Raw genomic sequence first — 22,514 nt, 5'->3', positions numbered from 1 at the left:
TCAGTGACTCCAGTAGTCGCGGCGGGGCAGTTCGGCCCACACATCGGGCGGCCCGGTCACGGCGCGCCTGCTGGCCGGGCGCAGTCCTGTGAAGGCACAGGCGTAGGCGACGGCGTTGTTCTGGTAGAGGTAGGAGGCCAGCACCTCGGCGGAGGTGTCGTCCTCGTCCGGTTCTCCGCCAGGGTGCAGGTCTGAGCCCTCGATGATTCCATGGCGGGCGATGCTGCCCTGGTTGCCGCTCTTGGGATTGGCGTAGAGGCCGTAGCAGAGGGTGCCGGCGGACAACCGGGCCAGCACGCCCGGCATCTGCGGCGCATATCCCCAGGGCTGGGTGACCACGCAGCCGCCCGGCACGGACGTCACGCCGACGATGTGCAGGCTCTCGTCCATGTCGTACTCGTAGGGATCCTCCAGCAGCTCATCGATGAGTTCGTCGTCCGCCGGCGTCGCCTGCAGACGGCGCACCGCCTCGGCCGCGTCGATGCCGGACACGCAGGCCAGGCCCGTGCCGTCGTAGTCGAACTCGCCCAATGCCGTGGTGAGGCGACGGGCCTCCTGCGCTGCCGCACGCTCGGTGTCGGTCAGGGCTGCCCCTTCCCGCACCGAGAACAGCTCGGGCGTCGGTCCGGCCAGGCTCAGCCGCCCCGGCGACCAGCCGCCGAGCGAAAGCCGCCAGGGATCGGCCCCAGCAGCGGCGAGCGCCCGGGCGTTCTCCGGCCTCCGGGACAGGACGGCGTCCCACAGGGCCGTCACCCCGTTCTCCAGCGCATCCACATCCGCAACCCGGCGGGCCAGCTCCGCAACGGCCTCCGGAGAGCCGAACACCGCTGCCCGATGCAGGGGCCTGCTCCCGTTCCAGCTCTCCGGATCGGCTCCTTGGTCCAGGCGTCGGCGGATGCCGTCGGCATCCGTCCAGTCCCAGCCCATGCCCGCCCAGCCGTCACTCGCTGCCGCCACCGCTCCCCCTTCGAACACGTCGCATGCGCTCGCGCCACGTCGACCCGCCCCCGAGCACACGTGCGCTACAGGCCCCTGGCTCCATCCAAGTCCGTTGACCGGACGCTATCACCCCCAACACAGTTCGTACGCTCAATGTACGCGATCCATACGCTGTTGGTACGCGATAGGTGCGTTTCAGGGGTAGAGTCAGGGACGGAGGTGTCCCATGTCCGAGTTGTTCGACGCGGTTGACGCGCTGGTCGCGTCCCGCTCCCCGCTGCCGCCGCCGGCGGAGCGCAGGCGGCTGCGCCAGGCGCACGCGCTCACCCTGGACGAGGTGGCGGCTGCCCTGGACGTGCGGCGGGCGACCGTCGGCGGCTGGGAGTCGGGCCGGACCGAGCCCCGGCCCCCGGAGCGGGAGGCGTACGCGCGTCTGCTCCAGCAGCTCGCCAAGCTCTACCCCGCCCCCGAGAGCACCGGCGTCCCGCAAGAGGACGCAGACACCGCGGCCCCGCAGACATTCACCACCGCAGCGCCCGCAGTGTCGGCTCGGCCCACGGGCGGGGCACAGAAGGCTGCTGCAGTGCCTGTGGCCGAGGAGCCCCCGGCCGCTCCCCCGGCGCCCGGTCGGCCCGCGGCACCGGCCGCTGTGTCACTGCCGCGGGCCGAACAGGCGCCGCGAAGCTCGCAGCGCCCCGCCGCGAGGAAGGCCGCCCCGGCGAACACCTCCGCGCCCCGCGGCGTGTACGAGCATGGTCCGCTGCTGGTCCTCGACGCCGGCTTCGAGCGGAATGTGACCGGCTACGGCGTCGGCGGTCTGATCGTGGATGTGCCCGCCAAGTCGTTGCCCGCGCTGGTGGAGTGGGCGCTCACCGAGGCGCGGCTGGGGTCGGAGAAGCTGCACGGCTCGGGGAAAGACGGTGACCCGCTGCTGGTGCTCACCGAGGCGGCGTGCGAGCGCTATGGCCTGCCCGCCGTCCTCTCCGAGAGCGAGCGGCTTGCCGGGCGACTGGCGGAGGGACACAAGGTCATCAGGCATCTGGAGCGCGCCGGCTGGCAGCTCACCAAGCGGGGGCTGGGGCCGTGGGCGCGGATCTACCGCCCCGCCCAGGGCAGCCGCAGGCAGTGCGTGCAGCTGTGCATCCCCTCCTGGCGCGCCCTGGACGACCGCTCCTGGGGCCATGCCGCGCAGCTTCAGCCCGCCGAACTCGCCCGGGTGCTGGGCGTGTACGCGGCCCGGGTGATGACGCCGGTCGGCTCCACCGCGGTGACGGGGCTGCAGCTGATGATCGCGCTCAGTCCGCCGACCCGCGCGAGCGAGCCGGACGCCGACGGCAGGCGGCACCGCGAGCACCGGCCCGGGTCACTGGGCACGCAGCCGGTGGACCCTGCGCCGTGCGAAGCGACCGACGGCCACCCCGTCCTGGCCCATCTGCCCCGCTTCCACGTGCGCGGCCCCGGCGAGCGGCTGTTCGAGGAGGCCTACGACTGGGCGCGGGACCTCACCGACGCCGAGTGCATGCAGGGGCACCTGGTCGGCCTGGATGTGAACCTGGCCTTCGGGGCGGCCGCCAACGGTGCGGTCGTCGGGCTGTCATCGCCGCCCGAGCACGTCACCGATCCGGTCTTCGACCCAACGGTGCCCGGTTCCTGGCTGGTCGACCTCTCCCACGTCGATCTGTCCCGGGTGAAGGTCGGCAGGCAGTGGCGCGACCTCGACGCCGCGCTGCTGCCCAGCCCGTTCACGCCGACCGGCGAACGCCCGACCGGTCCGGCCTGGTACGCCACGCCCACCGTGGCCTACGCCGTCGAGCTCGGTTACGACGTCGCGCCCGCCGAGGCCTGGGTGCGCCGGGAGAGCGGCCGGTTCCTGGACGGCTGGTACAAGCGGCTGCGCGATGCCTACGTCGCCACCATGGCGGACCTCGGCGTCGCGGAGAAGCTCTCCCCGGCCGAGTTCCTGGAGGCGATGGACGGCTACAAGAGCCGTGATCCGGAGCTGGGAATCGTGGTGGACGCGGTCAAGATGACCGTCAAGGGCGGGATCGGCAAGCTGCAGGAGAAGGCGCGCGGCGGCGGCTGGAAGCCGGGGCATGCCTGGCCCGCCCTGGCCCGCCCGACCTGGCGGCCGGACATCCGCGCGACCGTCATCTCCCGGGCCCGGGTCAACATGCACCGCAAGATGCTCGCCCTGGCGGCGGCCACCGGCCGTTACCCGGTCGCGGTGCTCTCGGACTGCGCCGTGTACGCGGCCGACGGGCCCAGCCCGCTGGACGTGCTGCCGTACGGCGCCGATGGCAAGACGGTGCCGGGCTCGTTCCGGCTGGGGGTCTCGCCGGGGATGGTCAAGCACGAGGGCACCCAGAGCGTGCTGTGGGGGGCTGACGTGCTCGAGCAGCTCGGCGCCGACGGCCATGTCGCCAACCTCGCCCGCTACATCAAGACCGGCGAGGTCACCGCCAAGGACACCGGAGAGTAGGAGGGTTACAGGCGATGGCCACGATCGGCGAAGGACTCGACAAGGCAGTGCAGGGCGCGTTCACGCGCCCTATCCCGAAGTCCGCCGGGGCGCAGATGCGTTACCTGGTCAGGCAGCATCAGCACAGCACCCGGCGCGTGGCCGAGCTGCTCGGCGTCAGCCAGCGCACCGTCGAACGCTATGTGAAGAACCAGCTCAAAAAGCCCCGGCCGGAGCTCGCCGACCGCCTCGAGCGTGAGGTCCGCGTGCGCTGGCAGCCGCAGATCAGGGCCAGGGCGAAGCAGGTCGCGGCCACCACCGGCGGCATCATGATCGACGTCCGCGCCCGGTTCGGCTACACCGCCGCCCCCGGCAGCACCGACGACGCCCGCGTGCGTCACCTCACCCTCGCGCTGCCGCCCGGCCACGCTGCCCGTCTCTTCCAGGCCCAGGAGGCCGGTCTCACCGAGGACCAGCTCCGCCAGATCGCCGCCGAGGCCCTGGGCGAGGTCTACTTCCGCGACAACGGCCGCCGCGCCCACGGCCTCGAAGTAGAACTCACCGACCTCCTCGACCTGGAATTCGAGCTGTAGCCCCGGACAAGACAGGGAGCAAGAAGTGGCATCGGGGACAGCTGTGGCAGCAGAGGCACTGCGGACCGTGCCGCCGGCCGGGGAGCTGAGCGCATTGCTGACCTACCGGGCCGCGTCCGCAAGGGCCTGCCGACCGCCGGCGTGCTGCGGCTGTGGACGTGTCGCCACTCCCCCACCCGGCACGACGACGGCGGCCTACGCGCCGATGCGAAGGTCGTCCTCAATGCAACCGGGGGGCGACATCCACTACAAACCCCGGAACAGGTGCATTTCAGCGGGCCAGTGTGACCGTGTGAGACGACGTGTTCGTCGAAGGTTCCGGCGCAGCTATCGCGCCAGCGCTTGTAGGCCGCTGACTAGGTCGGCCTGTGCCAGTTCGTCGCGCTGGGCCGGTGTGAGCCAGCGGGCGGACGATCCGGCAGGCGTCCGCTCCACCAGCAGCACGTCGTCGACGGCCTCGGCAACAGCGTGCAGGTGGCTGATCACCATGACAAGGCGATTCCCGTTGGCTTGGGAGCGCAGTACGTCGAGGGCGGAGTCCAGTGCGGTGGTGTCGAGGGCGGCGAAGCCTTCGTCGAGGAACAGGGAGCCGAGGGCCGGGCCGCTGCGGGAGTGCAGTTCGGCGAGCGCCAGGGCCAAAGCGAGTGATGCCTGGAACTTCTCTCCTCCGGACAGCCGGTTCGGGGGGTGGGCGACGCCGGAGTTGCGGCTGACGATGTCGAAGCTGTCGGCGAAGCCGAAGCGCCCGTCGGACATCTGGCCGAGCAGGTCGCTGGCGACACCGAGCAGTGCCTGGGTGCGCAGCATGGTGAGGTGGTTCAGGAACTTGGCGTCGACCAGTTCGCGGCGCAGGACTTCCAGGGCTTCGAAGCGGGCCTTGCCCGCGGTGATGGCAAAGTCCAGGTCTGCGGCCGGCTTGATCAGGTTCTGTGCTTCCCGCTGTTTCTGGCGCTGGTCTTTGGCTTCTTTGGTTGCCTGTCCGGCTGCGGCAACGAGGGGGTGGAGCGCTTCGGGTGTGGTGAGGTCGGCGTTGGTATCGAAGCCGTCGACATCGGCAAGTGCGGCGGCGTGCTCGCTGAGGCTGTTCTCGGCAGTGGCTACGTGGGCTGCGGCGGCGACGGCACGCTGGGTGAGCTTGTCATCCAGCGTTGAGGTGGTTGTCGACAGTTCGGCGGCGTACTTGCGGACTTCGGTGATCTCTGACTGGGCCGGGGCCTTCGGTGCCTGGTGTTGGTCGGACACGTCGAGATACGTGATGGCCTGGGTGACGGATTGGGCCCACACGTCCAGTTGGCCGCGCAGTTTGTTCAGCGGGTGCTCCAGCCGTGCCTGGGTGTCCTTGTCGAGGACACGCTGTTCGCTAAATACCTCGGCTTTCTCCGCCCCTGCCTTTTCCCTCTGGTCGAACAGCTCTTGGACTACTGCCTGCCGGGCGGTGACAGTGGCGGCGGCAGCGGCTGCCTCGTCGGCGAGCACGTCGATCGCGTCGTCCGGCAGCATTGCTTGAATGCGGGAGGGAAGCGTGCTGATTTGGGCGGTGGTGCCGGCCACGGCACGGGTGTGGCGCTCGGAGGCTTTCGCGGCGTCGTCGGTGTGGCGTTGATGAGCTCGCGTGCGCTCTGCCAGCGCCTTGCGGCCGGCTTCGATCGCGGCGGTACGGCGATGCCCTTCGGCCTGTAGGTGCTCGGCGTGCGTGGCGGCTGCCTGTTCGCATGCGGCGATCGCGTCGGTGATCGGTGCTGCGTCCTGCTCGAGTGGTGCAGTGCCATCAGCGGTCGGGGCAGCCAGGGCTGCAGTGGCCGCGGTCAGTGTGAGTGATGCCGATTCGGCGTCGAAGCCTGTGGGGGTTTCGGCGGCCAGAGCCGCGAGGTCCGCGAAGGCACGCACCGCGTCTGCACTGGTCTCCTGCGCTGTCTGCTGTGCGCTGTGGTGCTCCCTCTCGCGCTCAAGAACCGCCTCCTCAGCGGCGGTCACCGCGGCACGGGCTCCAACAAGCCGTTCGACGGCCTTGTCACGTGCGGTTGTTGCCCGGCTCAGCCGGTCTATCGCCGCGGTCAGCTCGACCGTGTCCGTGTCCGTCGGGGGTGCGAAGTCGTCCGGGACCCGCCGGTGGCACAGGAGACAGTCGTCACCGGGGCTCATTTCGGCAGCGAGCGCGGCGGCCGTGCGGTGTCGTCGCAGCGCCTCCAGATGAGTGTCGGCTTCCGTGACGGCTTTGCGTGCTGCCTCTGCCTCCGCCTCGACCGGGCCGAGATCATCACGGGCGGATGTGCGCCGGTCCACTGCGGTGGCGTGTGCGCTCGCGGTGCCAGCGACGCGGCGGGCCGCCGTCAGGGCTGTGGTCAGCGCGGTGCGGACGGTGATCGCGCATGCGCGGATCCGGGCGTTCGTCTTTGCGGCGGCGCGTGCCTGCTCGGCCAGCGGTTTTACGTGTTCGGCGGCCTCGGCCAGTTCTGCTTCGGCTTCGGTGATGGCGTCGCGTTCGCCGGCGAGTTGTTCGGCAAGTGCAGTGAGCCGGTCGCGCTCGCTGCGGTGTTCCTCGGCGTGTGCCGCGAGGGTCTTGAGGATCACGGCGGCTTGGGCGAGGGCGTCCTGGCCTTCTCCTGCCGCGTCTGCGGCGGTGATCGCTGCGGTCAGTTCGCGTTCTCGGATTACGGCTTGGGCGGCGCGCTGGTCCAGGGCGGCATGTTGTGCGGCGATGTCGGTGGCGACCGGCTCAAGTGCGTCGAGTGTGGCGCCAGCATCGGTCACTGCGCACGTTGACAGTGTTTCGGCGGTGCTGGTGGCCGACGCCGCGGTGGCGCGGGCTGCCAAGACCTCGCTCCGCAGTACGGTGATGCGCTCGATGGCGGTATTCAGCCGTTCGGCGTGGGCGGTGGCTGCGTCGGCGGCTGCGCTGGCTTCTGCGGCAGTCTGCTTGGGGTTGTCCGGCATGGGGGCGCGTTTGACTCTCGCGTCGCTCAGCAGTGCCTGGAGAGTGTGGCTGTGGCGGGCGGCCATCTGCTGGACCAGTTCCAGTGACTCGGCGCCGAACAGTTCCCGCAGCCGTGGGCTGCGTTCCTTGGGTGTGGCGGTGAGGAGTTGGTCGAACTTTCCTTGTGGGAGCAGTCCGACGCGCAGGAAAGTGTCGTAGCCCATCTGCAGCACCGCTTTGATGCGGTTGTCGACGGCGGTGGCGCCGTCGGTCTCCTCGCCGGTGTCCAGGTTTTTCAGGTGGTGCCGGGCGGCGTTCGGGTTAGTGGCGTGCATGGTCCGGTGTACGTGCCAGCGTTGTCCGTCGTGCAGGAAGGTGAACTCGACGCTCATGGCCTGTGCACCATCGGCGATGAGATGCCGAGGTTCTCTGGCATCCCAGGTGCTTTTGCGGAACAGAGCGAAGACGATGGCGTCGAGCAGGCTGCTTTTGCCGGCGCCGGTGTCGCCGAGGGCTGCGACCAGGCGTTTGCCGGTGAAATCGATCCGGGCCAGGCTGGGGTAGCTGCGGAATCCGGTGAGAGCGAGTACCAGCGGTTTCATCGTGCCGCCTCCGCTGTGGTGGTGTCGGTGCCGGTCAGCAGGCCGGAGCGGTCGATGCTGTCGAGGGGGCGGCCTGCGATGGCGGCGGTCAGCAGGTTCTCCTCGCAGCACGGTGCGGGATCGTCGGGGTCGGGTTCGGCTTGCAGCTGGGCGAAGGCGGCCATGACACGGTCCAGGGCCGGGCCGGTGGTGCCGCGGCCGGGCAGATAGTCGCGCAGCAGGTCTTCGATGTCCGGCAGTTCCCTGGTGGACGTCTCCCGGTCCAGCACGCGGTGGGCTGTATCGGCGCGGCGTTCTTCGACGTCGACGATCGTCGCGTGCGGCAACATCGCAGTAAGGGTGTTGGACAGGGACGGGTTGAAGGCTTCGACGTTCACCACTGCTTTCACCCACGCGTCTCCGACCCGGCCGGCGCGCTGCGCGATCTCTTCCAGAGTGCCTTCCAGACGGATCAGACGGCGGCCGGCGGTCAGCGGCACGGTCTCGATGAGGGGCTCCCTGCCCGGGCCGATCTCGGCCAGCACGACGCTCTTGGTGTCGCCCCTCTCGCCGAAGTCCATCTGCAGCGGGCTGCCGGCGTAGTAGGCCGGGAATCCGGCGCGGGCGACGCGCTGCGGCTTGTGGATGTGGCCGAGGGCCCCGTAGGCGACGCCGGGCATGTCGGTGGCTGCGGCTGCATAGTCGTCGGCGATGGAGATTTTCCTCTCCGAGTAGGAGGGGGCGGCTCCTTCGATGAACAGATGGGCGGCGAAGACCAGAACGTCCCGGGCGCCGCTGCCCGCGGTCAGGCGGCGGTAGGCGTCGGCCTGGACGGTGCGCATCCGCTGGGCGTAGGTCGCGGTCGTCAGGGCGGGATCGGCGAAGTCGTAGGTGAACCTGTTGGGGTGCAGGTAGGGCAGTGCGCCGATGCGCAGCGTCAGGTCCCCGTCGTTGGCGGGGTAGTCGGCGACGAGCAGCCGGTCGGGGCGGGCGTCGGTGGCGAAGCGGACCCGGGCCTGGTCGTGTTCGCGGCTGCCCATGTCGTTGAGGACGTACTCCACGAATGCCAGAACGTGAGTGGTGTCGTGGTTGCCGGCGACGACGACCACGGGCGCGATCGCGCCGAGGCGGCGCAGTGCCTGTGCTGCGCGGCGTATGTCGTCCAGGCCCGGGCGGGAGCTGTCGAACAGGTCGCCGCTGTGCACGATCAGGTCGGGGGCGAACTCGTCGGCGATGTCGATGATTTCGTCCAGGACGGCGTCGACTTCGGCGTCGCGTCGGTAGCGGCCGATCTGGCGGCCCAGGTGCCAGTCGGAGGTGTGGAATACGCGTGCCGTCACGGGGACGCCTCCAGGGGACGGTCGGCGGGCGGCTGCGGCTGCGCCGCTCGGCCGGAGGTTCGGTGGCGCCGACTGTACACCCAATCTCGGGAAGAAGTCTGGAAAACTCTGGAAGTCTGGTAGCGTCTGGGGCATGAGTGATCCGCTGGACGCCCTGGAGAAGAGCATCAGCACCCTGCGGCGTGCGATCCGCGACGCTTCCGCCGCCGGTGACACCGAGCGCGCCAGCGAGCTGCGGGCGCAGCTGCGCCGTGCCGAGCGGGCCTGGGACGCCCTCCTCGACGCCGACGAACCGGCGCCCGCACCGCCCCGGCCCACGCCGGAAGCAGCTCCGGCCGCCCGCGGAGCGCAGCTCCCGGCACGTGAGCACGTCCACCGCGCCCTGATGCTGCTCGGGACCCCGGCCGCCCCCAAACTGATCGTCGGCGTGCACGAGGCGTTCTTCCCGGGCGAGCTGTCCGCGTCCAAGCTTTCCAGCCTGCGCCGGGACGAGGAGCGCTCCTACCGCTCCAGCCCCGGCGCCCGGCCGTACTACCTCCCCCCGGCACTGGCGCACGACCTGCTGACACCGGTGCGGGCGCTCGTCACCATCAGCACTTGGACGCTGGAACAGCGCATCATCGGACCACACTCACCACGCGTCGACTTCCTCACCGGCGCGATCCGCATCGCCGAGGCGGTGCACACCGCGGCACAGTCCGCGGGAAGCGGGCCCAGCCCGGAGGCGCTACGGCTACTGTGGCGCTTCGCCGTGAACATCCCCGACGCGATGCCGAAAAGCGCCTCCGGTCACGAGAGTGCTCTGGATCCGGAGCAGGTGATCGAGGCCGCCCGGGCCGAGCTGGACGTGCACGCCGACGCCGACCGAGCCGCCCGGGCCGAGGCCTCGCGGCGGGCCCGCAAGTCGCTGAGCGACGACCAGCAGCTGTTCGGCGCGCCCTCGCGGGGCGTCACACACCTGCGGGCCCGGGCCTGACCCTCTCCTTCAACAACAGTCCTCTCTCCCCTGCAAGGATCTCCGACACCGTGAAAGCACCCGTCGACGACCGACTGGCCGCGCTGCGCGGATCCGCAAAGCGCCGGCCCTACAACGCCCGCTCGCTGGCCGCCCTGGAGAACAACCCGCGCTGCACGCTGCGGGCCCTGCTGGACGCCTCCGGATCCGACAAGGCCGCGATCGCCGAGCACGCCGGCTACCCCTCCCCCTTCGGCCAGTCCGCCTTCGCCTTCGCCCGCGGCAACGTCTTCGAGGCGATGGTGAAGGACAACGGCTGCGCGGAACTCCTGCGCGTCCTGCGCGAGACGCTGAAGCTAACGCTGCCCGAGGTGGCGTACCTAGACCTGAACGACGTCGGCGGCGACGGCCGCAACGAGAGCCGCCGCGACCACACTGCCCGGGTACTGCTGCAGGCAGCCCAGGGCACCGGCGACGGCACCCTGTTCGACCACCCGATGCTCTACCTCGAGGTCGGCGGGCAGGAGGCGTTCCTGGAGCCGGATCTGGTGGCTTTCCGTATCGACGGCCGCTTTTACATCGTGGAGATCAAGAGCTTCCCGATCATCGACGGGCAGGCCGACCCAGCGCAGGTGCGGTCGGCGACCACACAGGCGTGCGCGTACGTCATCGCGCTGCGCGCTCTCCTTGAGGAGGCCGGGATCGGCCCGGAGGCCGTGTCCGACACCATCGTGCTGGTCGCACCGAAGGACTTCACCAACCGCCCGACCGCGGCATTCGTCGACGCCCGCAAGCAGGTATCCGCCCTGACCCGTCAGCTGGCCCGCATCGAGCGCATCAGCGACCTCGTGGACCTGCTGCCCGAAGGACTCACCTTCGATCTCGACATCGACAAGGACAACAAGCAGCCCCGCCGCCCGGCGGAAGAACTGGCCGAGGCGCTGGAACAGGTGCCCGCGACGTACCGCCCGGACTGCCTGAGCCACTGCGAGATGGCGTTCTACTGCCGCGCCCGCGCCCGCGCGGAAGCCTCACTGGACGTACTCGGCCCGGCGGTGCGCGAACAGTTGGGCGGGATCGACACCGTGACCATGGCCCTCGGACTGGCCCGCGGGCAGCTGACACCGACCGCTGACCAGAGCGACATGGCCGCCGCGCTGCGGCACGCAGCACGGCTGCGCGCCGAGCTGACCGGAGAAGTCGGGGGTGCCGCGTGAGCATGCTGTCTGCGTTGGCGCATGTAGAGGCGATGGAAACCATGGAGGCGGTACACCAGACCGAGTTCCGCCACCGGCGCCTGTCGGGGCGGCCACTGGTGATCATCCCGTTGACCATGGCCGGAGAAGCCGGAGCTCCGCTGGCGGCCATGATCGGCACCGCCAAGAGGGACATGACGCTGCTGGTCGTGCCGCAGCCCCGCAACCGCGACCAGAGGTTCACGTTCGCCGCCGACCTGGGCCAGATCGTGATGAGGTACATCGACTCCTACCGCCAGGACCGCCGCGGCGACGGCGAGCGCTCCCATTACAGCGACGCGCCGCAGATCCTCGTCCCCAACCACGGCGGCATCAAAGCCCTGGCCGACCTCGGACGCATGTGCCGCTTCCGCTCGACGTCCGGCCCCTACGCCGTACCAGACGTCGTCCCCGAGTTCGGCATGTGGCTGACGTTCCTGGTCGACACGTCTGAGCAGGCTGGCACCTCCATGCTGATGCCCGTCACCGCGATGCTCAGCGAGCACTGGGCCACCGGCCAAAGCACGCTGGAGGACCAGAACCTGGCGTCGCTCATGGCCTGGATCGCGCCCCCGGACGGGCTGAGCGTCGAGCAAGCCCTGGCCGACGCGGAGAACCCGGACATCTGCCCGCCGGCGGGCCCGGCGACGTCCCCGGAGTTCGACAACCGGCACCTGGCACCTGCGATCCAACGGTTCGACGCGGCCCACACCCTCGGCGACCCACACGACCTGGCCACTGCCCAGGCCGAGTTGCGCGACCTGGTCGCGGAACAGGTCAAGCCCACCTGGCGCATGATGTGGACAGCCATATCGCTGCTGCGGTCCGTCCCCGAAGCACCGCGGACCGCCAAGCGCTTCGAACGCGACTGCGTGTCCTTCACCTCCTACTCCGACTACCGGGATGCCGGCGGCTTTCCCCAGCGCAAGCGGGACACCGCGATCGGCGCGGCACAACGCCTGAGCCGGCTGGAGCGAGCGCTGGCCGACTTCGAAGCCGATATGGCGTTCGACGACCCGTTCGTGCTGGCCGACCGGCGCAGCGCCGGGGAGGCATTCGCGGGAACGGTCGAGGAGAGCGTGCCCGGCCGAATGGTCACCACGGCCAAGAACAGACGGGTGCCACGCCCGTACGTCACCCTCCGCACCGACGACCCTGTACGGCTGGCCGCCGGCACCAAACTGATCAGCCCGTCCATGCCGGCAGGCCACAAGGCCGTCATCGCCTCCGTCCACCCCGACGGCGACACCACGCTGGTCACCGTGGAGGTCACCGGCGGCATGGGACGCTCCCGCACCCCGAACCCGGGCACCGTCCCGGAGCCCGGCCAGCGCCTCGCCTACCTTCCCGACCCGGGCTGGCGCCCGACACCCGTATTCCCGGCATCCGATCACACCCCGTGGACACACAGCCCCGGCCCCGACGAGCCGGACACCGACTCCGCCGTACCCGAGGACGCCGCCGCAGAGGAGTGGGGCCATGAGGACTGACGACACCACCGCACCCGACCCGGCCGCAGCCGCGAATGTCGCCACCACGGCGATCCTCGCCGACCTGGCCGACACCCGGCACAAGGCCGTCGTCGTCGACTCCCCACCGGGCGCTGGCAAGAGCACCCTGGTCATCCGGGCCGCCCAGGAACTCACCGCAGGCGGCGAACGCCCGATCATCGTCGCCCAGACCAACAACCAGGTCGACGACCTGATCGAGAATCTCACCGAAATGCACCCCGACATCCCCGTCGGCCGTCTGAGCGCCACCGGCTACAGCCCGCCACCGGCCCTGGTCGGCCTGGCGAACACGACCGTCGGCCGTACCCTGGACGACCTGGCCGACTGCCAGATCATCGTCGGCACCGCCGCCAAGTGGGCCACCGTCCGCGACAGCACGTTCGGCTGGGCGATCCTGGACGAGTCCTACCAGATGCGCTCGGACATGCTGCTGCAGATTGTCGAGCGCTTCGACCGCGGCCTGTTCGTCGGCGACCCGGGCCAGCTGGACCCGTTCACGATCGTCGGCACCGAACGCTGGATCGGGCTGCCACACGACCCGACACAGAACGGCGTCAGCGTGATGCTGGAGCACAACCCGGGCATCCCCGTGCACCGGCTGCCGGTGTCCTGGCGCCTCCCGTCCTCCGCCGCGCCCACCGTCAATGAAGCCTTCTATCCGTTCACCGGCTTCACCGCCGGAACCGACCACGGCACCCGCGCCCTGGGGTTCGACACCGCCGGATTCGGCAGCACCGACCTGGACGAGACCCTCACAATGGCCTTCACCACCGGCTGGGCCCTGCACGAACTCAAGCGCCGCCACGTCCCGCGCACCGACACCGAAACCATCCAGACCGCCGCCAATCTCGCCGGTCGGCTGCTGGAGCGCGGAGCGGTCGCCACCTGCGAACGCAACCCCGACGGCCGCCCCCTGACCGCCCGTGACATCGCCATCGGCGTCGTCCACCGCGACCAGGCCGACCTGGTGCGCACCGCACTCACCCGGACCGGCCACCCGGACGCTCCGGATGTGGCGGTCGACACCGCGAACAGGCTGCAGGGCCGCGAGTTCGAAGTCGTCATCGTCGTACACCCGCTGTCCGGCCGCCGGGACGCCACAGCCTTCCACCTGGAGACCGGCCGGCTGTGTGTCCTCGCCTCCCGCCACCGGCAGGCATGCATCGTCGTCGCCCGCGAGGGAATCGCCGACCTCCTCGACAGCCACCCCTCGATGGACCCGGTGCACCTGTCCGTGCCGGCCAAATTCCCCGACGGCTGGGAAGCCAATCAGGTCATGCTGGCAAAACTCTCCCAGCACCGGGTCGCCGCATGACTCCCGGGCAACACCCTGACCCGGGGATGCAGCTTTCCCGTCGAAATCGAAAATCCATTCTTTTTTCTGGGCTTCGTCAGTACCGGCGGCCGGGACGGCGAAGTACTGATGGGTGGCGCTTTGTGTCCTGGTGGGAAACGGCCGTTGTTCCCAATTCGTGAGAGATCTGTCAGCGGTGGCCTTCAAGCTAGGAAGCTCGGTACACGTGGGGAACGTACGAGGCGAGGGGCGGAATGGATCAATCGCGACAGTGGTGGCGGAGCGTTCTGTCCAGCGACTGGACTGTGTTCGCCCTGCCCGAGGACCTCGTGCGGGAACGCTATACGGCCCTGCTGGCTGCGTTGGAGGAACTGTCTACCCGCGGCCCGATGTGGACACCGGCTCAGATCCTCGAGCAACTGCGCACCGTGGGTTACCACGATGGGCTGGCCGAGGAGCAGTTGCTGTCGTCGCTTGAGCAACTGGCCAAGTGGGAGCTCGCCAAGCCGTTCAGGGACTATGCGGCGCCGGTGCGCAATTATCGCGGGGTGATCTCGCGGCAGGAGGCCTGGGCGTTGACGCTGCGGGGTCGGGCGCTGGTAGCCGCCGTGCGGGCAGCGGTGCTGGACTCCCGTCGTGCACTGCAGCTGCCGAGCCGGCTGCTGGACGGTGTGGAGCAGACGGTCCGCCGGATGCTGGAGCATTTCACGAGTGATCCTGGGCTGCTGACGGGTGATCTCGATGATGTGCGGACCCGGATCGACGAACTCCAGCGGGTTACGGCCGACTTCTACGGTGCGCTGGCGCAGATGGTCCAGTCCGATGTCACTGACGACGACGTGTTCGGCAGGAACCGGGACCGGGTGCTTGAGGCGCTGCGGCAGTTCCCGCGGGAGTACGGGCGGGCGCTGCGGCGGGTGGGGGACGCGCTGGCGGCGTTGCGGGAGGTGGGCCACGGTCCGGTCGTGGAGACCGCGGCCGTGCACGCGGGGCTGGTGGATCCGGCCGAGCAGCAGCGCTGGGTGGACGAGCGGATGCGTCGCTTGGCCGACTTGGAGGCGTGGTTCACGCCGGACGGGACGGTTTACCGGTTGATCGCTTCGGCGACTGGTGCTGTGCACACGCTCCTGATCGCGATCGACCGGCGGTACGCGGCCAGGAGGCGGGGTGCGGATCTGGGGGCTGACTTCCGCTCTGTGGCGCGCAGTTTGCACCGGCAGGGCGGCGAGGAGCAGGCGCGGCGCGTGTACGGGGCGGCGTTTGGGGACTGGCCGGCGTGGCACGCTCAGATCGGGCCGGCCGAGGAGGACGTGGCTCATGCGACGGTGGCTGCAGCCGGACTCACGGTGCACCGCGTAGAGGTGACGCTGCGTGAGCATGAGCGGGTGGGGAAGCCTGGGGGCAGGCCCCGGAAGCTGGCGGACACCACCGTGGACCGGGAGGGCGCGCTGGCGCAGGCACGCGAGGAGGCGCAGCTGCGCCGCCGGTTTGCCCGGGTGCTGGTGACGCCCGGAGAGGTGGGGCTGGAGCATTTCGCGGGGTTGGCAGCGGATGCTTCGGTGATCTTGCTGCGGGCGGTGGAGGCGGCGCTGCAGGAATTCGACCCGGTGCTGGGGTTCGGGGCTGCGGTGGCCGAGGGGGCCAACGTCGTGGTGCGGGTACGGCCGGGGATGGCAGACCGGCAGGTCCGGGTGGAGTTGGCCGAAGGGGTGCTGACCGGCCCGGATCTGCGTATCCGTGTCAATGAGAGCGAGCGGGCCGACGAAGCGGTCGCGCGGGGGGCGGCATGAGCGGCGAGGTGTTGGAGGCCGATTTGCGGGATGCGGCCCGGGTGCTGGCGGATCGGGGACGGCTTCGCGCCGAGGCTGAGCCGGAGCTGTACCGGGCGGCTGTAAAGGGGCAAGCCTCGTTGGCGGGGCTGTTCCGGTCGGAACTGGGCTGGACGTTCGAGGTACTGGAGGTGGCGCAGCTGGTCCGGCTGCACAAGCGGCGTGTGGATGTCCCTGGCGACCGGGGGCCTTCGGTGACCCGCGGCGGAGGCCGTCCGGTGCTGCTGTCCCAGGAGGCGCTGGTGCTGGTGTGCCTGGTGTGCGAGCAGTTGTGGCGGCGGCCGCGGTTGAGCGTGCGGGAGTTGATGCAGGCGCTCGCGCAGGTGTGCGCAGAGGAGGCTACCTCTGGTGGGCTGCCGCGGGTGCAGTGGGTGGCAGGGGAGGGGACGTCGAAGCAGGAGGCCCGCTGGCACCGGCAGAACCTGGTGGACGCGTTGCAGGTGCTGGAGGCCGAGGGTTCGGTGGAGGCCGACTCCGACCTGGAGCGGGTCGTGATGGACGAGGACGCTGACCTTGTGGTGACGGCCTCGAGGGACCGGCTGGCGGCACGGTTCTCGTCACTGTCCCCCGCGCTGCTCGGCCTGGACGCGCTGCCTCCGCAGGAGCACGCGGCGGCATTGTCGACCGCTTCGCTGCTCGACCCGATGATGCCGGAGCCGGATCAGACGGCGTCGTTGGAGGAGCGGCGGCTGCAGGCGCTGCGGCGGCTGGTGGACGACCCGGGCGTGGATCCCTTCGACGAGCAGACGCCGGGGACGGCATACCTGCACACGCTGGCCGGCCGGGAGCGGGGGCTGGCACTGCTGGCCAGCCTGGGATTGGGGGTGACAGTGCGCCGGGACTGGTGGGAGGTCACCAATCCCAGCGGGCTCGGGACCGCAATGGACTTCCCCAACGGGCGGCGGATGGAGCGGCAGGCCGCGCTGGCGCTACTGGCTCATCTGTCCGAGCGGGGCCGGACTGGTTCGGTGGTGCAGGTGGGCGACGTAGTGGAGCTACTGGAGGAGGTGCGGGCGGTGATGCCGAACTGGGCGGCCGGTCACAAGGCGCAGCTTCCCGCGTTGGCGCGGGCAGCGATTAGTGAGCTGGCGGCCGCGCGGCTGCTGGTGCCGGTGGTAGGTGAGACGGAGCAGTGGCAGGCGACGCCTGGGGTGCATCTGTGGCGGGTGCGGGTGGCGCACGCTGCCCGCGGAGCAGCGGGGCCAGAGCCCGGCGAGGCGTCCGGTGCCGAGCCGGCTGAGGGGGACGTGTGAGGATCGCCGGAAACGGGCCCGTCCAGGCCGGTGGCCGTGGGCTGGGAATGCCGGTCGCGGAGGGCCGCTGGCAGCCCACACGGGCCGGAGTGGTGAACTCCTGGGCCTGGGCCGAGGAGGAACTGCTGTTCGCCAACGGGTGGCTGACGCTCGCGGGACCGAACGGGTCGGGGAAGTCCTTGTCGGCATCGATGCTGGTCACGGTGCTGTTGGACGCGGATGTGTCGCAGACCGCCTTGTCGGTGTCGGGGAAGGCAGCGGGGACGTTGCTGAGCCGGCACACCGACCGGGACGAACAGCAGGACCGCACGGGGGTGTGGTGGCTGGAGTACGGGCGGCGCACCGATGGCGGGACTGTGGAGTATGTGACGACCGGGTTGTGGCTGAGGGCAGTCGGCAAGACGGTGCACCGGGTGTTTTTCCTGGCGCGGGGACGAGTCGGGGAGCAGCTGAGTCTGCAGGTGGACCGGGAGCCGGTGCGGATCGGTGACCTCGCAGCGCAATTGGCTGCCTGTCAGGGGCAGGCCTTCACCTCCAGCTCCTCGTCTGCGGCCTCGAACCGGGCGCGGTTGTCGGAGCATCTGCGGGTGGTCGGGGACGAGCACGACTACCGGCGGGCGGTACGCGAGGAGTTGTTCGCCCCGCTGGACGAGGTGCAGTTCGACGCGCTGGTGGGAGTGCTGCGCAGCCTGCGCAGTGTGCGCACTGCCGAGGCGATCTCCGCAGCCGAGATGGGCCGGCTGCTGTCCAGCGCACTGCCTGCGCTGGACAGCGAGCGGCTGACGGTGATCGCTCAGGCAATGGAGCGGATCTCCGAACTCGAGGACCAGTTGGAGCGTGCCCAGGCGGAAGAGAAGCTGCTGCAGGGCGCGGAACGGGCGTATCGCCGGTATGTGGAGGCGGTGGCGGTGGTCGAGGCCGCCTCGCTCATCGCGGCGAACACCGGGTTCGACGCTCAGACCAGGCGTGAGCGCCAGGCGAGTGAGGAGGCGCAGCAGGCCGGGGCGCGGGAAGCCGAGGCCGTGGAGCTGCTGGCCGGGACGCGGGCCGAGATCGGGGAGTTGGAGGGGCGCAAGAACGCGGCGGAGGAGGAGCTGCGTGGACACGCGGGCGCGGTCCTTCCGCAGCGTGAGCAGCGGGCGGTCGAACTGGCCGCTGCCGCCCGCACGGCGGCCAAGCGGTCGGACGAGGTCGGCGGCGAGGCTTCCCGGGCTGAGGGCGCCGCCCGGGAGTCGGCGGATGGCGTCCGGTCGGCGCAGGGCGCCGTGTCGGCGGTGTCCGGGCCATTGCGGGTGGTGGGGGGCCGGCTGGGCGCGGATGCGGCCCTGGAGGGACTGCTCACCCTCGACGAGCGGCTGGTGGGGGCCGAGGCCGCGGCAGTGGCCGCAGGCGTGGTCGACGAGGCGTGCGCGGCACCGCTGGCGTGGGTGGACACCCGGATCTCCCAGATGCGGAAGGTAGAAGCCGCGCTCGGGGACCATGCGACGGCGCAGGGAATGGAAGTCGCGGCGGCGGCCGATCTGCGCGAGGCCGAAGGGGTCGAGGAAACGGACCGGGCCACGGCCGACCAGAAGGGCAGGACGCGGGCGCGGGCCGAGGACACGCTGCTGGAGGAGATGCGGCAGTGGGCAGATGAGGCAGTGGAGTTGCGCGGTCCCGCCCTCGAGCTGCTCGTGCGGGACGGTCGCGGCGACGGGGAGCGGTTGCCCGTCGGGAAACTGACAGCAGGGCTCGCACAAGTCGCGGGCGAGGCGCGGGCGAGGATCGACGCGGCAGGGCACCATCGGCAGGCAGTCGCGGACCGCGCGGTGGCCGAGCAGGCGGCCGGGGCATGGGAGCAGGCACGCACGCTGTGGGAGCAGGCACTCAGCGCGGCCGAGCAAGCCTCGCAGGCATTGCGCGGGGCGCAGGAGGAGGCCCTGGAGCAGGACGCGGCCGAGCAGGAGGCCCGGGAGCAGCACCAGGAGACGCACCTGCGGCAGGTCGCACAGGCGGAGGCCGCCGTCGCGCAGGCTCAGGAGGCAGCGGACGGGGCCGGATCGGCGGCCGTGGCGGCCTGGGAGCAGTGGCAGGGCCTGGTCGGCGGGTGGCGGCATGACGCGGTACTGATCGACGTCGGCATGGTGCCGGAGCCGGCCGGGGACGGGACCACGGTCGACGCCACGCAGACAGTCGCGCAGATCCAGGTGTCCCTGGAGCGAGCGCACGCAGCGGCCGCCGGACGGCTCCAGCGTGCGGTGGACGCCGCCGACCAAGCGGCGGGACTCGCGCAGGAGACAGTCCGCGACCTGGAGCAGCAGCTGGAGCAGGCCCGACAAGCGGCGCCGGTGCCACCGGCACCGCTGTGGCGCAGCCGACAGCCCGTGGACGGCACCCCGTTGTGGGCGCTGGTGGACTTCGCCGAACACCTGACTGACGAGGCCAGAGATCGCCTCGAGGGTGCTCTGCTGGTCAGTGGCCTGCTGGACGCACTGGTCCGTGCCGACGGACAGGCGGTGGCAGGGGATGTGACCCTGCGACCTGGAGCTGCGGCGGCGTCGGGAGCGAGTCTGGCGGACGTACTCTGGCCCGACGCGCAGGGCCGGATCGCCCCCGAGCGGGTCCACCAGCTGCTGCAGTCGATTCCCCTGGACCCGTCGGCGGACGATCAGGTCACGATCGCGGTGGCGACCGCGGTCGCACCGGCCGGCTACCAGGCGCGGTTCATCGGGCAAAGTGCCCGCGAACGCGCCCGGCTCCAGCACGTATCCAGCCTGGAGCAGCAACTCGACCAGGCGCAGGGGGCATTGCATCGGGCACGCGAGGAGACTGCGCGCGCTCGCGCCCGGGTGAACGCCGCAGCGATGGAGCGGGACCGGTTCCCCTCCCCCGCCGGGTGGGAGCAGGCCCGTGAGAGGTGGCAGGGCCTCCTCCGGGCGCTGCAGGAGACCCGCAACCGGTCCGCCCTGGACATCCGCCTGGCCGAACGTGGGCTGGTGCAGGCACTACACGCCCTGGACGCGGCTGCCGCGCGGCGCCGCAGCGCGCTGGAGCTGCTGGCCCAGGAGGCACGGCACACCGAACAGGTGGCGACCGCGGCACTGGCCGCAGCCCGGGCGGCTGAAGGCACGGCGCGGGAGACGGCCGGGACCGCGGCCGCCAGTCACGCCGGGTGGGAGCAGGCAAAGGAAGCCCAGGCGCACGCCGATGCCGAGCAGGCCGGTTTCCCGCCGCTGGATCAGGTCTTCTCGGCCCAACAGCAGGAGGACGACGCGAGCGAGCAGTTGCAGCACTCCATCAGGCGCACGGCCGACGCGCGCGAGCGGCACCGCCGGGCCGGCGAGGCCGTGCGTCAGGCGCTGCGGGCGTTGAACAGGGCAGCCGACGCGGGGGGCGGCACCGTGTTGCCCACGGATCCGAAGGCGGCCGATGCCCACCGCGAGGACACCACCTTGATGTTTCGGCAGGTCGAGGCCTGGCGGGGCGCCGCAGGGCGTGTGATCGATCTCGCGGGACGGGCACGCCAGGACGCGGCAACCGCCGAACGCTGGCGGACCCTGGCGGCCGACGCCGCTCGGGAGGCAGAGCAGGTTTCTGTGGACGCTGGGCGCGAGAAGGCGGCTGTCGAGGAGATGCGGCGCCTGCACGGCGCCGAGTACGAGGAGCTGCGCGCCTCGCTGCAGGAGGTCACCGGTGCGCTCGACCGCGCCCGGGCACGGGTGGAGGAGCTGCAACGCGCCAAGGAAGAGGCTGCTGCTGACGCGGCGTCGGCTCGGGCGCGGCTGGATGAGGTCGCGCCACTGCGTCAGGCGGCCGAGGAGCACCGCGATGCCTGCCTTACCCGGTTGGGCCGGCTCGTCGACGAGGGCCTGGCCCTGGTCGGCGAGGACATCTCCACCGGGCCGGAGGGCCGGCCCGCGAACCTGACCGCGGGACTGGCCTGGGCCAGGCACCTACTGGCCGACCGCCCCACCGGGCCAGGCGCGGGGGTGGGGGCGGACCGGCTCGCCGCGGCCTCCCGGGCCCGGGACGCTGCGCTGAAGACCCTCGAGGGCGCCGCCCGCACCGCCAACAGCGCACTGGCCCGGTTCAACCGCCAGGTCATCCTCACCAACATTTCGGGCACCGGTTGGCAGCGTGCCGAGGTCGCCGACCCTGCCGCCGCCCGCGGCCAGGACCTGCGCGCAGCGGTGGAGGCACTGCGCGCGGCAGTCGCCCAGCTGGAGCAAGACCTGCGCGCCGACATCAAGAAGGCCATCAAGACCAGCATGTTCGCCCAGCTGCAGCGCGACGTCCAGGTCCGCCAAGATCTCGCGCAGCAACTGGTGCGGCAGATCGGCCAGACCCTGGCGGACGTGCGTACCGGGGTGGCCCGGGTCGGCGTGAAGGTCGAGTGGGCGGTGCGCAAGGACGCGGACGCGAAGGCCATGGTGGAACTGGTGAAAAGTCCCCCCTCGGACGAGATGTTCGAGCGGATGTATGACGTGCTGCGGCAGCGGATGGACGAGTCCGTCGGGGACACGTGGGCGGATCGGGTCGCGCACACCTTCGACTACCGGGCCTGGCACGAGTGGACGATCTCGGTGACACACTCCTCGTTCAGCGACGGGGACGGTGACCGCTTCAAGGAGGTCAAGCCGCGCGGCATGAACCCGCTGGAGACGTTGTCGACCGGGGAACGGCGCCTGGCCACGATGCTGCCCCTGCTGGCGGCCGCGTGGTCGATGTACAGCGGGGAGTACCGCGGGCCGCGGCTGCTGTCGATCGACGAGCTGGATGCGGCGTTCGACGACGCGAACCTTCGGCAGATGCTGGGACTGCTGCGCCGGTGGGAGTTCGACGTGCTGGCGACCGCCCCCTCGATGACCCCAGTGATCAAGAAGGAGGCCGGGCAGGTCGTCATCCACCAGGTCGTCACCAGCGGGAAGCACCGCGTGACGGTGCCGTGGCTGTGGCAGGGCCACGGGGAAGCGCAGCCGCTGACGCTGGACCTCGGCCTGGGCTTGGACGGCGGGATGGCCGACTGATGGGCACGACATGGGAATGGGTCGCGGACGATGAGGCACTGGCCCCGCTGTGGTCCGCCGTGCACGACCGGCTGTGCGCCGGGACGGATCCGGCAGCAATGGCGAGTGTGCGCGTGACCGGGCTGCCGCCGGCGGGGGTAGCGGCGTTGCGGGCGTGGCTGGACGACGCGGGGCGGCTGCGGCGCGGCACCTCCGCAGTGGTCGTGGACGCCCGCGGGGCGCGAGTGCCGGTACGAGCGCTACGCCAGGTGCTGCGGCTGGAACCGCAGGACTTGGTGGCGCTGGTGGAGCATGCTGTGGGACAGCCGGTGATCGACCGCGCGCGGCAGCGCATGAGCGACGCGGTGCTGCGCCAGGATGTGTGGCAGTACGCGGCCGCACAGCTGCCGGCGTGTCCGGGGCTGGTCGCGCGGATGCGCGCCGCCGGGATCGGCGTCGACGAAGGCGCAGGGGTGCGCAAGCTGGTCGACGCCCTCGCCGCTGTGGCGACACGGCTGCCCGCCGACCCTCCCGGTGGATGTCAAGTCAATTGAGACGCTTGTAATGCTATGAGATCTGTCGCGCGGGTTCCCTCCGCTTTGCTGGGTCGTTGATCCACGCCTGTTG

13 protein-coding genes are annotated in these 22,514 nt (G+C 70.9%); 10 read left to right on the top strand and 3 right to left on the bottom strand.

The annotated features are described in order from the left end of the window. Positions 1–957: an ankyrin repeat domain-containing protein gene (locus tag ACZ3TS_RS37170; protein ID WP_467626360.1), complete on the bottom strand. Its 957-nt coding sequence runs from the start codon at positions 955–957 to the stop codon at positions 1–3. A 208-nt stretch (positions 958–1,165) separates the two neighbouring features. Between ACZ3TS_RS37170 and tap the strand changes: the two genes are divergently transcribed. Both tap and tpg read left to right on the top strand, forming a co-directional pair. Continuing rightward, on the top strand, positions 1,166–3,418 hold the full coding sequence (gene tap / locus ACZ3TS_RS37165; protein ID WP_467626359.1) for a telomere-associated protein Tap: 2,253 nt from the start codon (positions 1,166–1,168) through the stop codon (positions 3,416–3,418). A 14-nt stretch (positions 3,419–3,432) separates the two neighbouring features. Next, on the top strand, positions 3,433–3,990 hold the full coding sequence (tpg, locus tag ACZ3TS_RS37160) for a telomere-protecting terminal protein Tpg (RefSeq protein ID WP_467626358.1): 558 nt from the start codon (positions 3,433–3,435) through the stop codon (positions 3,988–3,990). A gap of 327 nt (positions 3,991–4,317) precedes the next feature. On the opposite strand, the gene ACZ3TS_RS37155 is transcribed toward tpg, so the two are convergent. After that, positions 4,318–7,506, bottom strand: coding sequence for an AAA family ATPase (locus tag ACZ3TS_RS37155; RefSeq protein ID WP_467626356.1), 3,189 nt, complete (start codon positions 7,504–7,506; stop codon positions 4,318–4,320). Next, entirely contained in the window at positions 7,503–8,825 is a 1,323-nt protein-coding gene (locus tag ACZ3TS_RS37150; RefSeq protein ID WP_467626355.1) for a metallophosphoesterase family protein, read from the bottom strand. The genes ACZ3TS_RS37155 and ACZ3TS_RS37150 overlap by 4 nt, the downstream gene beginning before the upstream one ends. Before the next feature lie 133 nt (positions 8,826–8,958). On the opposite strand from ACZ3TS_RS37150, the gene ACZ3TS_RS37145 reads away from it, so the two are divergent. From ACZ3TS_RS37145 to ACZ3TS_RS37110, 8 genes are all read left to right on the top strand, one after another. Further along, positions 8,959–9,801 carry a hypothetical protein gene (locus ACZ3TS_RS37145; RefSeq protein ID WP_467626354.1) on the top strand — a complete coding sequence of 281 codons (843 nt, stop codon included), beginning with the start codon at positions 8,959–8,961 and terminating at the stop codon, positions 9,799–9,801. Positions 9,802–9,851: 50 nt separating this feature from the next. Continuing rightward, positions 9,852–10,997, top strand: a complete 1,146-nt coding sequence (locus ACZ3TS_RS37140) for a hypothetical protein (protein ID WP_467626352.1) — start codon at positions 9,852–9,854, stop codon at positions 10,995–10,997. Positions 10,998–11,011: 14 nt separating this feature from the next. Further along, complete coding sequence (locus ACZ3TS_RS37135) at positions 11,012–12,505, top strand: hypothetical protein (protein WP_467626351.1); 1,494 nt, start codon at positions 11,012–11,014, stop codon at positions 12,503–12,505. After that, positions 12,495–13,841, top strand: a complete 1,347-nt coding sequence (locus ACZ3TS_RS37130) for an AAA domain-containing protein (RefSeq protein WP_467626349.1) — start codon at positions 12,495–12,497, stop codon at positions 13,839–13,841. Before ACZ3TS_RS37135 ends, ACZ3TS_RS37130 begins: the two co-directional genes overlap by 11 nt. 284 nt (positions 13,842–14,125) lie before the next feature. Continuing rightward, positions 14,126–15,610, top strand: coding sequence for a DUF2397 family protein (locus ACZ3TS_RS37125; RefSeq protein ID WP_467626348.1), 1,485 nt, complete (start codon positions 14,126–14,128; stop codon positions 15,608–15,610). Further along, the gene (locus ACZ3TS_RS37120; RefSeq protein WP_467626346.1) at positions 15,607–16,902 is read left to right on the top strand and encodes a hypothetical protein; all 1,296 of its coding nucleotides are present in this window, start codon (positions 15,607–15,609) and stop codon (positions 16,900–16,902) included. Before ACZ3TS_RS37125 ends, ACZ3TS_RS37120 begins: the two co-directional genes overlap by 4 nt. Next, the gene (locus ACZ3TS_RS37115) at positions 16,899–21,908 is read left to right on the top strand and encodes an SbcC/MukB-like Walker B domain-containing protein (RefSeq protein ID WP_467626345.1); all 5,010 of its coding nucleotides are present in this window, start codon (positions 16,899–16,901) and stop codon (positions 21,906–21,908) included. Before ACZ3TS_RS37120 ends, ACZ3TS_RS37115 begins: the two co-directional genes overlap by 4 nt. Then, complete coding sequence (locus ACZ3TS_RS37110; RefSeq protein ID WP_467626344.1) at positions 21,908–22,441, top strand: hypothetical protein; 534 nt, start codon at positions 21,908–21,910, stop codon at positions 22,439–22,441. Before ACZ3TS_RS37115 ends, ACZ3TS_RS37110 begins: the two co-directional genes overlap by 1 nt. Positions 22,442–22,514 lie beyond the last annotated feature (73 nt).

Source organism: Streptomyces sp. NPDC022910 (assembly GCF_055561075.1).
This window is presented reverse-complemented; position numbering and strand designations above follow the sequence as displayed.